The sequence below is a fragment of the Aeromonas sp. QDB25 genome (genome assembly GCF_027707725.1).
Classification (GTDB): Bacteria; Pseudomonadota; Gammaproteobacteria; order Enterobacterales; family Aeromonadaceae; genus Aeromonas; species Aeromonas caviae.
In genome coordinates, this window is sequence record NZ_JAPCIZ010000009.1 from 83874 (window position 1) to 97286 (window position 13413).

Below are 13413 nucleotides of genomic sequence, written 5' to 3' on the forward strand. Positions count from 1 at the left end.
GGGGTACTCGTCACTCTTACTTGCCTGACTTGATCTTGGTCCAGCTGCGGGTCATCAGACGCTGCACCTTGGCCGGCAGATCCGGGAAGGTGTAGATCTTCTTGAGGGTATCCGGCGTCGGGTAGATACCCGGGTCGGTACGGATCGCCTCGTCCACCAGCGGCGTGGCCGCCTTGTTGCCGTTCGGGAACTGCACCACGTTGGTAATGTTCGCGATCACGTCCGGCTTCATCAGGTAATTGATGAAGGTGTGGGCCGCCTCGACGTTCTTGGCATCCGCCGGGATGGCGATCATGTCGAAGAAGCTGCCTGCCCCCTCTTTCGGAATGGTGTAAGTCAGGCTGACACCGTTCTTGGCCTCGGCGGCACGCGCCTTGGACTGCTGCAGGTCACCGGAGTAACCCACTGCCACGCACAGGTTGCCGTTGGCCAGATCCGAAATGTACTTGGAGGAGTGGAAATAGGCGGTATAGGGACGGATGGAGAGGAACAGCTCCTCTGCCTTCTTCAGTTCATCCGGCTTCTGGCTGTCCGGCTTGAAGCCCAGGTATTGCAGGGCGGCCGGCAGCATTTCGGTCGGCGAGTCGAGGAAGGAGACACCGCACTCCTTCAGCTTGGCCATGTTCTCCGGCTTGAACACCAGATCCCAGGAGTTGACCGGCGCATCGGCCCCCAGCACGGCCTTCACCTTCTCGGCGTTGTAGGCATAGCCGATGGTGCCCCACAGGTAAGGGATGGAGTATTGGTTGCCCGGATCGCTCGGTTCGAGCGCCTTGAGCAGGTCGACGTCCAGGTTCTGCCAGTTGGAGAGTTTGGACTTGTCCAGCTTCTGGAAGACACCTGCCTTGATCTGCTTGGCAAGGAAGGGGTTGGACGGTACGACGATGTCATAGCCCGACTTGCCTGCCAGCAACTTGGCTTCCAGCACTTCGTTGCTGTCGAACACGTCGTAGACCACTTTGATGCCCGTCTCCTTCTGGAAGTTTTCCAGCGTATCCGGCGCGATATAGTCGCTCCAGTTGTAGACGTGCAGCACCTTCTCGTCGGCCATCGCCCCGGTACTCATCATGACCAGCGCCACGGAAGCAGCCATCATTCCCTTTTTAAAAGACATAGTCCTTGTCTCCTAAGCAAATTGTATGCGTAAGCCAACCTGCCCGGTTCCCGCCTATTCCCGCAGCTTTGCAGCCGTCAGGTCCAGACTGAGCCTGGCCAGTTTGACCAATTCATCCACCTGTTCCTCGGTGATCACCAAGGGGGGCGATATGATCATGGTATCGCCGACAGCCCTCATCACCAAGCCATTGTTAAAACAGAACTCCCGACAGGTCATCCCGGCATGGAGCTCGGCCGGGAAGCGACGTTTCGTCTGCTTGTCCTGCACTATTTCCAGCGCGGCGACCAGGCCTTTTCCACGGGTTTCCCCCACCAGCGGATGGTCCGCCAGCTCAGCCCAGCGGCGCTGCAAATAGGGGCCGATACTATCATGAACTCGCTTAACTATGCTCTCCCTTTGCATAAGCTGGATGTTGGCAATGGCCACGGCGCAGGCGACAGGATGGCCGGAATAGGTGAAGCCATGGTTGAACTCCCCCCCCTCTTCCACCAGCACCCTGGCTACCCTGTCCCCCACCATCACGGCGCCCATCGGCAGATAGCCGGAGGTAATGCCCTTGGCCAGGCACATGAGATCGGGTTTGATGCCAAAACCTTCACTGGCAAACCAGTGGCCGGTGCGGCCAAAGCCGCAGATCACCTCGTCTGTGATGAGCAGGATGCCGTACTGGTCGCAGATGCGCTGGATCTCGGGCCAGTAGCTCTCGGGCGGAATGATGACCCCCCCCGCACCCTGGATAGGCTCGCCGATGAAGGCGGCTACCTTGTCCACCCCCAGTGCCAGGATCTTCTCTTCCAGCTGGCGGGCACGGGCCAGACCGAACTCGTGGGCGCTCATGCCCTCTCCCTCACCGAAGTGATAGGGCTGGTCGATGTGGACTATGCCCGGAATGGGCAAGCCGCCCTGGGCGTGCATCCCCTTCATGCCCCCCAGACTGGCCCCCGCCACGGTGGAGCCGTGATAGGCGTTGTGGCGGCTGATGATCACCTGCTTGTCAGGTTGTCCCTTGCTGGCCCAGTAGTGGCGCACCATGCGCAGCACGGTGTCGTTGCACTCGGAACCCGAGCCGGTGAAGAAGACGTGGTTGAGGTGGGAAGGGGTGATCTCGGCCAGCAGGGTGGCCAGCTCGGCAGCAGGGGGGTGGCTGGTCTGGAAGAAGAGGTTGTAGTAGGGCAGTTGCTGCATCTGGCGAGTGGCGGCATCCACCAGCTCCTGACGGCCGTAGCCCATGTTGACGCACCACAGACCCGCCATTCCGTCCAGAATGCGCTTGCCTTCGGAGTCTTCCAGATAGACGCCTTCGGCCTTGGTGATGATGCGACTGCCCTTCTTGTTCAGGGCCTGAAAATCGGTAAACGGATGCAGATGATGGCTGGCTTCCAGTTGCTGCCACTCACGGGTGGTGTGCTGCATTGCTTGCTCCTCGGTTCCTTCGATTCGGCGAATCTTGTCGCCATTCATGAGGGCACGGGTGGCCTGCCCGGTCACTGCCATTCACGGGGCTGGCGCTCTCTTGCCTGCTCGATGCCTTTCCATGGGGCGAACATCGTCGCCAGTTGATTGCAGGTGACCCCCTCTCCATTGCGGGAGCGGGCCTCACCTATACTCGGTGCCTTCCGGGTCGCGGGCGCTCCCGCCAGACGGGCCTTCGGCCCCTTGCTTGCGATATGACGGGGAGAGGCCTCGCCTCCCCCGGGGACAGATCAGACGTTCAGCAGCAGGAATTCCCGTTCCCAGCGGCTGATCACGCCGAAGTAGGTCTCGTACTCCTTGCGTTTGACGGCCACGAAGGCGCGGATGAAGCGCTCCCCCAGCATGTCCTTGATGGGTTCACACTGCTCCAGGTGGCTCAGCGATTCCTCCAGCGAGCGGGGCAGGCTGTAGGGCAGGTCATAGGCACTCGCCTTCATCTCCTGCATGGGTTCCAGCTTCTCCAGCATGCCGAGGTAGCCGCAGGCCAGGGTGGCGGCCAGGGCCAGATACGGGTTGGCATCGGCCCCGGCGAAGCGGTTCTCGACCCGGCGTGCGCTCGGTTCGGAGAAGGGGACCCGCAGGCCGCAGGTGCGGTTTTCCACCCCCCACTGCACGTTGCGCGGCGCACTCTCGCCAAAGGTGAGGCGGCGGTAGGAGTTGACGTTCGGCGCCAGCAGGGCGGTCACTGCCGGGGTGTATTTCTGCAGGCCGGCGATGAAATGCATGAACAGATCGGAGTTGCCCCCTTCGCTGGTACCAAACAGGTTGTTGCCATCCATGTCTTCCAGGCTCTGGTGGATGTGCATGGCGGAACCCGGTTCGTTGCTCATGGGCTTGGCCATGAAGGTGGCATAGATGCCGTGACGATGGGCGGCCTCGCGCATGGTGCGCTTGAACAGAAACACCTGGTCGGCGAGATCGATGGCGTCCCCGTGCAGGAAGTTGATCTCCATCTGGGCGGCGCCGGATTCGTGGATCAGGGTGTCCACCTCCAGCTCCTGGGCCTCGCAATAGTCGTACATGTCCTCGAAGATGGGGTCGAATTCGTTCACCGCATCGATGCTGAACGACTGGCGGGCCGTTTCCGGGCGGCCGTTGCGGCCCACCGGCGGCACCAGCGGATAGTCGGGATCTTCGTTGCGGGTCACCAGGTAGAACTCCAGCTCCGGCGCCACCACCGGCTTCCAGCCCTGCTTCTCGTAGAATGACAGAACCCGGCGCAGCACGGAGCGGGGAGCGATGTCGATGAGCTTGCCGTTGACGTCAAAGCAGTCGTGGATCACCTGGGCGGTGGGCTCCAGCGCCCAGGGTACGAAACGAATGGTGTTGGGATCGGGATAGAGCTGCATGTCCCGCTCCAGCGGGTCTATCATGCTGTCGTCATCCGGGTACTCGCCGGTCACCGTCTGAGTGAAAATGACCTCGGGCAGCCGCATGCCCCCCTCGCGCAGAAACTTGTTGGCTGGAATGATCTTGCCTCGGGCATTGCCGGTGAAATCCGGAAACAGGCACTCCACTTCCGTGATGCGATTGCTCTCCATCCAGCCCTTGATACTGTCCATGTTAAACCCCGACATTACGGTTGCCATTGTCAAGGGTGTCTAATATAAGGAACACCCTTGTTAAGAAAATGTAATCGACCACACCATAAAAGCCCGTGATAAAGGCCTTTGTCAAGCAGCGGTGTTTAAAAAACTATAAACAACGGCCTGTATAATGACCATCGCGGCACCAAATACTAAACACTTTGTGTCACGATCAGCCCACTGCAAGCTCGATGCCAACGGCGGCGGGATCTCGTTCGATACTCAGTCAGACCCTGTCGGAGAAGGCCCATTTCTTTGCAAGGGCGCACACTCCTTATCCAATTTCCTTTGCATGTCTGCATTTTTTTGGTACAAGGCCCGCCCTGATTTGCACTCTCCTGCATGGATTTGGTGCAAAACGGGATACAAGGGCTTGGTCTGACGACAGACAGCCCCCATCAATGGGTAACATTGGGAAACTGACTGGTAGCAAACCGTATGTGTGATTTCATGACAGAAGACCAACTGACCTTCTACAAAGGCCAGATCGAGCGACAAATTCTTGAGCTCGAAGAACGTCTCAACTCCCAGGCCAGCCAGGCTATCGCCACCGATACCAACGAGATGGCGGATGAAATTGACCGTGCCAGTGTCGAGGAGGCCCGTCGCCTGGAGCTGAACCGCATCGAGCACGACAAGTTGCACCTGCGCAAGCTGAAAGGGGCGTTGAAGCGGATCAATGAAGGGGATTTCGGCTATTGCGAATCCTGTGGCGACGAGATCTCTCTCAAGCGGCTGCAGGCCCGTCCCGAGTCCCGCTTCTGTGTTGAATGCCAGAGCACCAAGGAATTCAACGACACTCACGTGTTCCGTCGCGTCGCCTGATGCGGCGAACAAGCCCGGCCTCGGTACGAGCCGGGCACAGGGCAGGCCCTGCCCGAAGATGACGCGGCCGGGTCATCCCCGGCCCCTTTCACAGCAAGAGCGTGACAACTTCTGTTAGACTCCGGGCAAGTCCCGGATCCTACAGGAGATCAAAGCGTGAAATGGCTCATCAGGCTGTGCTTGTGCCTGCCATTGCTGGCACAAGCACAGACGCTCACCGTCAAGGTCCCCAGCCGACCGATCAACGATCTCGACAACGAATACCAGCTCAAGCTGCTGGAACTGGCGCTCAACCACGCCGGGCAGCCCTACAAGCTGGAGCGGGTCGACCTCAATCTCAACCAGTACAGCCTCCAGCAGGCGCTTGCCAAGGGCAAGGTCATCAATGTGTTCTGGATGGGTACCTCCAGCGCGCTGGAATCCTCCCTCACCGCAGTGCCAATCCCGCTGTTTCGTGGCCTGGAAGGGCTGCGCCTCTCCTTCATCCACGCTGATGCCCAGGAGCGGTTCAACCAGATCAACACCCTGGCAGACCTCAAGAAACTGAAAGCCGCACAGGGGGTGGGCTGGGCCGACAACAAGATCCTGGAACTGGCAGGCATTCCCACCTATGCCGGGCGCTACAGCAACCTGTTTCGCCTGATGAATGACGGCGACAAGCTGGACTTCTTCCCCCGTGGTCTGGTGGAAATCTTCGCCGAACGCAGCGAGCTGGCGGCACAATATCCCAACCTGGTGATCGATCAGCACCTGCTGATCCGCTACCCCTTCGCCGAGTTCTTCTTCGTCAGCCCGGAGTCGCCGAAGCTGGCCAAGGCGATCCAGACCGGCCTCGAGCGTGCCTATGCCGACGGCAGCTTCATGGCGTTCTTTCGGGAGAACCCCAAGATCCGCGAGGCCCTGGCCAGCGCCAATCTGGAGCAGAGAGTCACCATCGCCCTGCCCAATCCCGACATGACACCCCTGCTCAAAAGCATTCCGGCCCAATATTGGGAGTATCCACCGTCGCAGGAGTAAACGGACACGATATCCGGCGTTGAGAATATCCACCGCTGCGAGCATGAACGGACACGGTATCCCGGCATTGGGAATATCCGCCGCCGGGAGCGTGATCAGCCGCGGGTCATCCCATCCGGTGGGCGCAGCCCGCCGCAGACGCACAGGAACGCGAGGTCGCCCGGCCTCAATACGCGCACCAGGGAGGTGCCATGAAACGACTGGATGACTGGTTTCGCGACTACGGCCAGAGCCATCAACACCCCGTCAATGTGGCCATCCACAAGGTGGCGGTGCCAGGCATCTACCTCTGCATCCTGGCACTGCTCTGGTGCCTGCCCGCCGGTCCCCTGCCAGCGTCCCTCAACTGGGCGGGGCTGGCGGCCATCCCGGTGCTGGTCTTCTACCTGCGGCTGTCGTTGACGATCTTTACGGGGATGACGGCCCTGACCGCCCTGGGACTGGCCTTCTGCCACGTCTGGCAGGGGCCGCTGCTGTGGCCTGCCCTCATCGGGTTCGTGCTGTTCTGGATAGCCCAGTTCGTCGGTCACCATATCGAGGGGAAACGCCCCTCCTTTCTCACCGACCTGCAATTTCTGCTGGTAGGCCCCGCCTGGGTGCTGGCCAGCCTCTATCGTCGTTTGGGCATCCCTTTCTGAGGGAGGCCAACAGGAGAGACCATGAGACATCTTCAGACCCTTGCTCGCCCCCTGCCCCTGCTGCTGGGGGCACTGATGGCCGGCCCGGTGCTGGCCGACAAGGCAGATCCCGTCGGCGAGGTGAGCACCGCTTTCAAGCTGCTCGGCCCCAACCACAAGATCCTGGTGGAGGCGTTCGACGACCCGAAAATCGCCGGTGTCGCCTGCTATCTGGCCCGCCCCAAGACCGGCGGCGTCAAGGGTGGCCTTGGGCTGGCGGAAGATCCCTCCCACGCCTCCCTCTCCTGCCACCAGATCGGCCCCATCACCCTGCCCGCCAAGCTGAAGGCGGGGGAAGAGGTGTTCGATGTCAGCACCTCGCTGGTGTTCAAGGAGCAGAAGGTGGTGCGTTTTTACGACGAGAAGCGCAATGCCCTTGTCTATCTGACTTACAGCACCAAGTTGGTGGATGGTTCGTACAAGAGTGCAGTGAGTGCCGTCCCCATCATGCCCTGGGGTTGAAACAGCACCACTTATCCCGTGATGACGGCCACTATTTGTTGTAATTTAACCACATCATTATCTACGGAGAGCGCACCATGAGAGTCGCCGTTTTCAGTACCAAGAGCTACGACAAGGAACATTTCCACCAGGCCAACACCCAGTACGGTTTCGATCTGGAGTTCTTCGACGTGCGGCTGGAGGCCAAGACGGCCCGTCTGGCCCACGGCTTCCCCGTGGTCTGCCTGTTCGTCAACGATGATGCCGACCGCGAAGTGCTGACCGAGCTGGCGCAGTACGGCACCAGGGTCATCGCCCTGCGCTGTGCCGGTTACAACAACGTGGATCTGGCCGCTGCCAAGGAGCTGGGACTCAAGGTGGTGCGGGTGCCTGCCTACTCCCCCGAGGCCGTTGCCGAACATGCGGTGGGCCTGATGATGACCCTCAACCGCCGCATCCATAAGGCGTATCAGCGCACCCGGGACGCCAACTTCTCCCTGGAGGGGCTGGTGGGCTTCAACATGCATGGCCGCACCGCCGGCATCATAGGCACCGGCAAGATCGGCATTGCCACCTTGCGCATCCTCAAGGGGTTCGGCATGCGCCTGCTGGTGAGCGATCCCTATCCGAACCAGGCGGCCATCGATCTGGGCGCCGAGTACGTGGATCTCGACACCCTATTCCGTCAGTCCGATGTCATCAGCCTGCACTGCCCCCTGTTCAAGGAGAATTATCACCTGCTGAACAAGGAGGCCTTCGCCAAGATGAAGGACGGGGTGATGATCATCAACACCAGCCGGGGCGGCCTGCTCGACTCCAACGCCGCCATCGAGGCCCTCAAGACTGCCCGCATCGGCGCCCTGGGGCTGGACGTCTATGAGGAGGAGGAAGACCTCTTCTTCGAGGACAAGTCCAACGAGGTGATCACCGACGACGTCTTCCGCCGCCTGTCTGCCTGTCACAACGTGCTGTTCACCGGTCACCAGGCCTTCCTGACCCGGGAGGCGCTGCACGCCATCGCCGACACCACCCTCAGCAACATCCAGGCCATCGAGAGCCAGGGCCGCTCTGACAACGAAGTGGAGTGATCCCTGAGGCGTTGTCGCCACGCCATTGATCCCGCCGCCGGGTTGTGAGACCCGGCGGCATCGGGTAGGCTACCAGCCCTTTTTTGTACAGGAGTCTGGCCAGCATGTTCATCGGATTTGATTACGGTACCTCCAACTGTGCCGTCGCCGTGATGGAACAGGGCAGCCCCAGGCTGCTGACCCTCTCCGGTTCCCATTACCTTCCCTCCACCCTGCACGCCCCCCACCGGGACGCCATCGCCGGCCTCCTGGCCGAAGGGCTGGCCCCCGTCCAGCAGAGCGAATACCTCAAGCTGCGCGGTCCCGTGGTGACCCGTGCCCAGGCGGTGCGCCGCCAGATGCGCGAAGAGGGACTCATCGACGAGCTGAGCTTCGGCGGTGCGGCGCTGGCGCGCTATCTCGAAGAGCCGGACGAGGGCTACTACATCAAGTCCCCCAAATCCTTTCTCGGTGCCTATGGCCTCAAGGCTCCCCAGATCGCCCTGTTCGAGGACATCGTCTGCGCCATGATGCTGCACGTGCGCCGGGAGGCGGAGCAGCAGACGGGCAGCACCATCCGCCAGGCGGTGATCGGCCGACCGGTCAACTTCCAGGGACTGGCGGGGGAAGAGAGCAACCGCCAGGCCATCGCCATCCTGAGGGAGGCGGCACGCCTCGCCGGGTTCGAGCGGGTGGAGTTCCTCTATGAGCCGGTGGCCGCCGGCTTCGAGTTCGAAGCGCGCCTCACCGAGGATGCAGTGGTGCTGGTGGTGGACATCGGGGGCGGGACCACCGACTGCTCCGTGCTGCGCATGGGCCCGAGCCACCGTGACCAGCTGGATCGCAGCGGCGATCTGCTCGGTCACAGCGGCCAGCGCATCGGGGGCAACGACTTCGACATCCGCCTGACCGTGGAGGGCATGATGCCGCTGCTCGGCATGCACGAGACCCTCAAGACCGGCAAGCCGCTGCCCCATCCCCTGTTCTGGGACGCCGCCGCCATCAATGACGTCAGTGCCCAGAGCCGTTTCTACAGCCTGGATACCGCCCGCCAGTTGCAGGATCTCCAGCTCGACAGCCAGCCCGGCAGCAAGCTCCCTCGCCTCGCCAGCCTGCGGGCCCACAAGCTGAGCCATCAACTGGTGTGGCGCGCCGAGCAGGGCAAGATCGCCCTCTCCGACCACGAGCACAATCACCAGACCCTGAACGAGCTGGAAAAAGGGCTGGAGGCGGCACTCACCCGCCCCCAGCTGGCCAGTGCTTCCGCCCCCTTGCTGGAGAAGATTGGCGAGCTGATGGACGAGGCTATCCTGGCGGCAGGCGTGCAGCCTGACCGGGTCTTCGTCACCGGCGGCAGTGCCCGCTCCCCCCTCATCAAGGCCTTCATCCAGCAGAAACTGCCCAAGGTACCGCTGGAGGGGGGTGATGACTTCGGTTCGGTGGCCTCGGGCCTCGCCCGCTATGCCGAGCGCCTGTTTGCGGACTGAGACGGCCAGGGGAGCCATGGGCAACCGGTAGACAGGTTCGCTCGGGGCGGGTGTTGCCATTTGCCGACACCCCCTCTTCCCCCGGGGCGACAGAAGCGGTCGGGCTCCTCCCCCCTCGCCCTGCCGCCCGGGCCCGGGGACGGGTATGCTTGTCATACCCACCACCGGAGCCCCTTCAATGCCCAGATACCTGCTACTGCTGCTCGCCCTGCTTCTGCTCAGCGCCTGCAGCAGTGCTCCCCGCTTTGCCTCGCAAGACCTGCAACACCATCACTGGGTGCTCGATCGGCTGGATGGCCAGGCCATCGCCAGCCGCCGCAGCAATCCCCCCGACATCGAGATCGGTGAACACTTCACCGTCAACGGCATCGCCGGTTGCAACCGCTACTTCGGCCAGGGTCACCTCAAGGGGAACAAGCTCTGGGTCACCAGCCTCGGCAGCACCGCCATGGCCTGCCCCCCCGAACTCGATCTGATAGAGCAGGCCGTGCTCGCCACCCTGACGGAGGGGGCCACACTGAGCGGTTCCACCCAGACCCTGATCCTCCAGGGAAAACGGCACCGTTTGGAATACAGGCTGCAAGACTGGGTGTACTAGGGCTCACAAAACCGCTCGCCAGCAGGAACAACTGGCCAGGCTGTGGCACAATATGAGGCATTGTTAGCAATGGAGGCTGCCTCAGCCATGTCGATGGATCGCCTGTTTGGCAAGATCAAGCAACTGCCCACAATTCCGAAACTGCTGCACGAGCTGATGCAGAGTTTCAACGACGAGAATGCCCGCATCGACGAGATCGCGGCCAAGATCGCCATGGACCAGGTGATCAGCGTCAAGGTACTGCGGATGGCCAACTCCGCCGCCCTGCGCCGTGGCAATGAAATCACCTCCATCGAACAGGCGGTGATCCGCCTCGGTTTCAACCGCCTGCGCTCCGTGGTGGTCGCCTCCGGCATCATCAGCAGCTTCAAGGCCCCCCCCGGCTTTGACAAGCTCCACTTCTGGACCCAGACCTTCCAGGTCGCCACCATTGCCCGCACCCTGGCACAGCAGACCACCTCGGTGGATCCCGAGACCGCCTTCACCTGCGCCCTCATTCACAACATCGGCGAGCTGCTGATCCAGAGCACCCTGCCGGAAGAGGCGGGGCTCATCAATCTGGCCATCGAGAAAGGCAGCAGCCGGGTCGATGCCCAGCGGGAGATGCTGGGTTACGACTATGCCCAGCTCGGCGCAGAGCTGGCGCGGCGCTGGAACCTGTCTCCCGCCTTCGTGGATGCCATCGCCCAGCAGCTCGACCCCCTCTCCCACGATCCGGTCAGCAAGGAGGCCGTGCTCATCCGGCTCGCCGTCTTCGTCTCCTTCGCCTGGCAGGCCGGCGTACCGGCCCAGGCCATCATCGCCCGTTTCCCCAGAACCCTGGCTGACCAGCTGGGGCTGGATCCCGCCAGCCTGGCGGATCAGCTGGAGCAGCTGCACGAACAGGGCAACGCCCTGGCCGATTTGCTGACCCAGTAGATGTACAACGGCCGATCAGCAGGAGCCGGATCCCCGTCTCATTCTGGCGGAACAGCTCGAACAGCTGCACGAGCAGGGCAACGCCCTTGCCGATTTGCTGACCCAATAGCGTCACGGCAGACCGCCCAGCCAAGCCGGAAGCACCGTCTCATTCTGGCCGGTCGTCACATACACACGCCCATGGACGGGATAAGATGGCCTGCGCCCATCCCCCATTCCTGAGCCTCTCTGACACAGTAGATACCATGACCCATCCCTTCCTGTTTCACCCCCAGGCGGCACCCTGGTTCAAAGAGAGTGCCGACACCCTGCAGCTCACCCTGTTCAGCGAGCTGGACGCCCCCATCCGCGAGGTGTGGCTGCGCCACGAGCCGGACAACGAGGAGTATCTGGTCGCCATGACGCCGGTCGCCACCCGGGACAGGCTTCAGGTCTGGCAGGTCGAACTGCCGCTGGCCAGGGGGCAGGAGATCCACCTCTACTGCTTCAAGTGCCTCACCGACGAGGAGCAGTGGTGGCTGCACGGGGCAGGCGTCAGCGCCGCCATGCCGCCGCGGGAGCAGCATTTCCGCTTCAACAGCCATCACCAGCCCCCGGCCTGGGTGCAGGATCAGGTGTTCTACCAGATCTTCCCCGACCGCTTCTGCAACGGCGACCCGTCGCTGAGCGTCAAGCATCACGAGTACGAGTACAGGGGCAAGGCGGTCATCAGCAAGGCCTGGGGCGAGCCGGTCAGCCGCCACGAAGAGGGGCACGGCGCCTGTGAATTCTACGGCGGGGATCTGGCGGGCATCGACGCCAAGCTGCACTACCTGCAATCCCTGGGGGTGACGGCGCTCTACCTCAACCCCATCTTCGATTCGCCGAGCAACCACAAGTACGACACTCAGGACTACTTCAAGGTGGATGCGCACCTCGGTACCAATGCCCAGTTTGCCGAGCTGACCCGCAACCTGCACCAGCGCGGCATGAGGATCATCCTGGATGCGGTGGTCAACCACACCTCCACCGAGCACCCCTGGTTCTGCCCGCCGCTGGGCGCCCAGAGCAACCCGGATTCCCCCTGGCGCAGCTTCTACACCTTCGATCAGGAAGGGGATTATGTTAGCTGGAAAGGGATCCGCAGCCTGCCCAAGCTGGATTTCTCAAGTGAACAGGTGCAGGACGCCGTTTATCGGGCAGACAACGCCATTCTGCGCTACTGGATGCGCGCCCCCTACCAGATCGATGGCTGGCGCTTCGACGTCATCCACATGCTGGGGGAGCGGGGCACTGCCGAGGGCAATCGCGGCCATGTGCGCGCCATTCGCGGCGCGGTGAAGCAGGAGAATCCGGACGCCTACGTCCTCGGCGAGCACTTCTTCGAAGCGAGCCAGTGGCTGCAGGGGGATCAGGAGGACGGCGCCATGAACTACTACGGCTTCGCCCACCCCATCCGCGCCTTCCTGGCGGGGCAGGACATCGCCTATCACCCCATCAAGATCAGCGCCACCGAGCTGGATCACTGGCTCAAGCTGGCGCGGGCCCATATTCCGTTCAAGAACCAGCTTGCCCAGTTCAACCTGCTGGACAGCCACGACACCGCCCGCTTCCTGCACCTGCTGGGAGAAGACAAGCAGCGGATGCGACTCGCCGCCACCCTGCTCATCACCTACATCGGCGTGCCCTCCATCTACTACGGCGACGAGGTGGGGCTCTCCGGCGGCAACGACCCGGACTGCCGCCGCTGCTTCCCCTGGGATACCACCGACTGGGATCACGTGCTGCACGACCACTATCGCCGCCTGATCCAGCTGCGCCGCCAGCGCCCGGCCCTGCGTCGGGGAGACATCCAGACCCTCTACGCCGGCCCTCACAGCTATGTGTTCGCCCGTACCCTGCAAAGCGATCAGGTGGTGGTCGCCTGCAACCGCCACCCCACGGAGCCGCGCACCATCAGCCTGCCCCTGTGGCAGACCGCCAGCCCCGCCAGCCGCTTCACCGACGCCTTCAACGGCGACAAGTTCGAAGTGGTGCAGGGGGAGGTGCAGCTCACCATCCCGGCCAACTCCGCCAGGGTACTGCTGTCGAGCTGACCTGAGAGAGGATCAAGTAGATTGTATGGAGATGGTATTCACCTGACAGTTGCCCACAAAAGGGAGTGGTCATACGGCTTCAAACCGGATAACAAAACGGTACCCCTACCGTGTTATCCGGAGTCACCGTAT

12 protein-coding genes are annotated in these 13413 nt (G+C 62.2%); 9 read left to right on the plus strand and 3 right to left on the minus strand.

Annotated features, from left to right (window positions below; translation table 11 throughout):
* Window positions 1-16: 16 nt before the first annotated feature.
* The 3 genes from PG883_RS05170 to PG883_RS05180 all read right to left on the minus strand — a co-directional run bounded on the left by PG883_RS05170 (window position 17) and on the right by PG883_RS05180 (window position 4152).
* Window positions 17-1114: a polyamine ABC transporter substrate-binding protein gene (locus PG883_RS05170; RefSeq protein ID WP_041214238.1), complete on the minus strand. Its 1098-nt coding sequence runs from the start codon at window positions 1112-1114 to the stop codon at window positions 17-19.
* Window positions 1115-1168: 54 nt separating this feature from the next.
* The gene (locus tag PG883_RS05175; RefSeq protein ID WP_270807019.1) at window positions 1169-2530 is read right to left on the minus strand and encodes an aspartate aminotransferase family protein; all 1362 of its coding nucleotides are present in this window, start codon (window positions 2528-2530) and stop codon (window positions 1169-1171) included.
* A gap of 290 nt (window positions 2531-2820) precedes the next feature.
* On the minus strand, window positions 2821-4152 hold the full coding sequence (locus tag PG883_RS05180) for a glutamine synthetase family protein (RefSeq protein WP_010676060.1): 1332 nt from the start codon (window positions 4150-4152) through the stop codon (window positions 2821-2823).
* Window positions 4153-4614: 462 nt separating this feature from the next.
* Here PG883_RS05180 and PG883_RS05185 point away from each other — a divergent pair, with 462 nt between their 5' ends.
* The 9 genes from PG883_RS05185 (at window position 4615) to malZ (ending at window position 13281) form a co-directional block, all read left to right on the plus strand.
* Window positions 4615-5001, plus strand: a complete 387-nt coding sequence (locus PG883_RS05185; RefSeq protein WP_010676061.1) for a TraR/DksA family transcriptional regulator — start codon at window positions 4615-4617, stop codon at window positions 4999-5001.
* A 156-nt stretch (window positions 5002-5157) separates the two neighbouring features.
* Window positions 5158-6018: a hypothetical protein gene (locus PG883_RS05190; protein ID WP_010676062.1), complete on the plus strand. Its 861-nt coding sequence runs from the start codon at window positions 5158-5160 to the stop codon at window positions 6016-6018.
* Window positions 6019-6209: 191 nt separating this feature from the next.
* A complete protein-coding gene (locus PG883_RS05195) occupies window positions 6210-6656 on the plus strand; it encodes an Mpo1 family 2-hydroxy fatty acid dioxygenase (protein ID WP_010676063.1) in 447 nt (148 codons plus the stop codon).
* Window positions 6657-6677: 21 nt separating this feature from the next.
* Complete coding sequence (locus PG883_RS05200; RefSeq protein ID WP_010676064.1) at window positions 6678-7157, plus strand: CreA family protein; 480 nt, start codon at window positions 6678-6680, stop codon at window positions 7155-7157.
* 77 nt (window positions 7158-7234) lie between these two features.
* A complete protein-coding gene (locus PG883_RS05205) occupies window positions 7235-8224 on the plus strand; it encodes a 2-hydroxyacid dehydrogenase (protein ID WP_202040174.1) in 990 nt (329 codons plus the stop codon).
* A gap of 104 nt (window positions 8225-8328) precedes the next feature.
* Entirely contained in the window at window positions 8329-9690 is a 1362-nt protein-coding gene (gene yegD, locus PG883_RS05210) for a molecular chaperone (protein WP_039039669.1), read from the plus strand.
* Between the two features lie 178 nt (window positions 9691-9868).
* Complete coding sequence (locus PG883_RS05215) at window positions 9869-10288, plus strand: META domain-containing protein (RefSeq protein ID WP_010676067.1); 420 nt, start codon at window positions 9869-9871, stop codon at window positions 10286-10288.
* A gap of 69 nt (window positions 10289-10357) precedes the next feature.
* On the plus strand, window positions 10358-11206 hold the full coding sequence (locus PG883_RS05220) for an HDOD domain-containing protein (protein WP_039039670.1): 849 nt from the start codon (window positions 10358-10360) through the stop codon (window positions 11204-11206).
* Between the two features lie 245 nt (window positions 11207-11451).
* Entirely contained in the window at window positions 11452-13281 is a 1830-nt protein-coding gene (gene malZ, locus PG883_RS05225) for a maltodextrin glucosidase (protein WP_029314873.1), read from the plus strand.
* The last annotated feature ends 132 nt before the right edge of the window (window positions 13282-13413 follow it).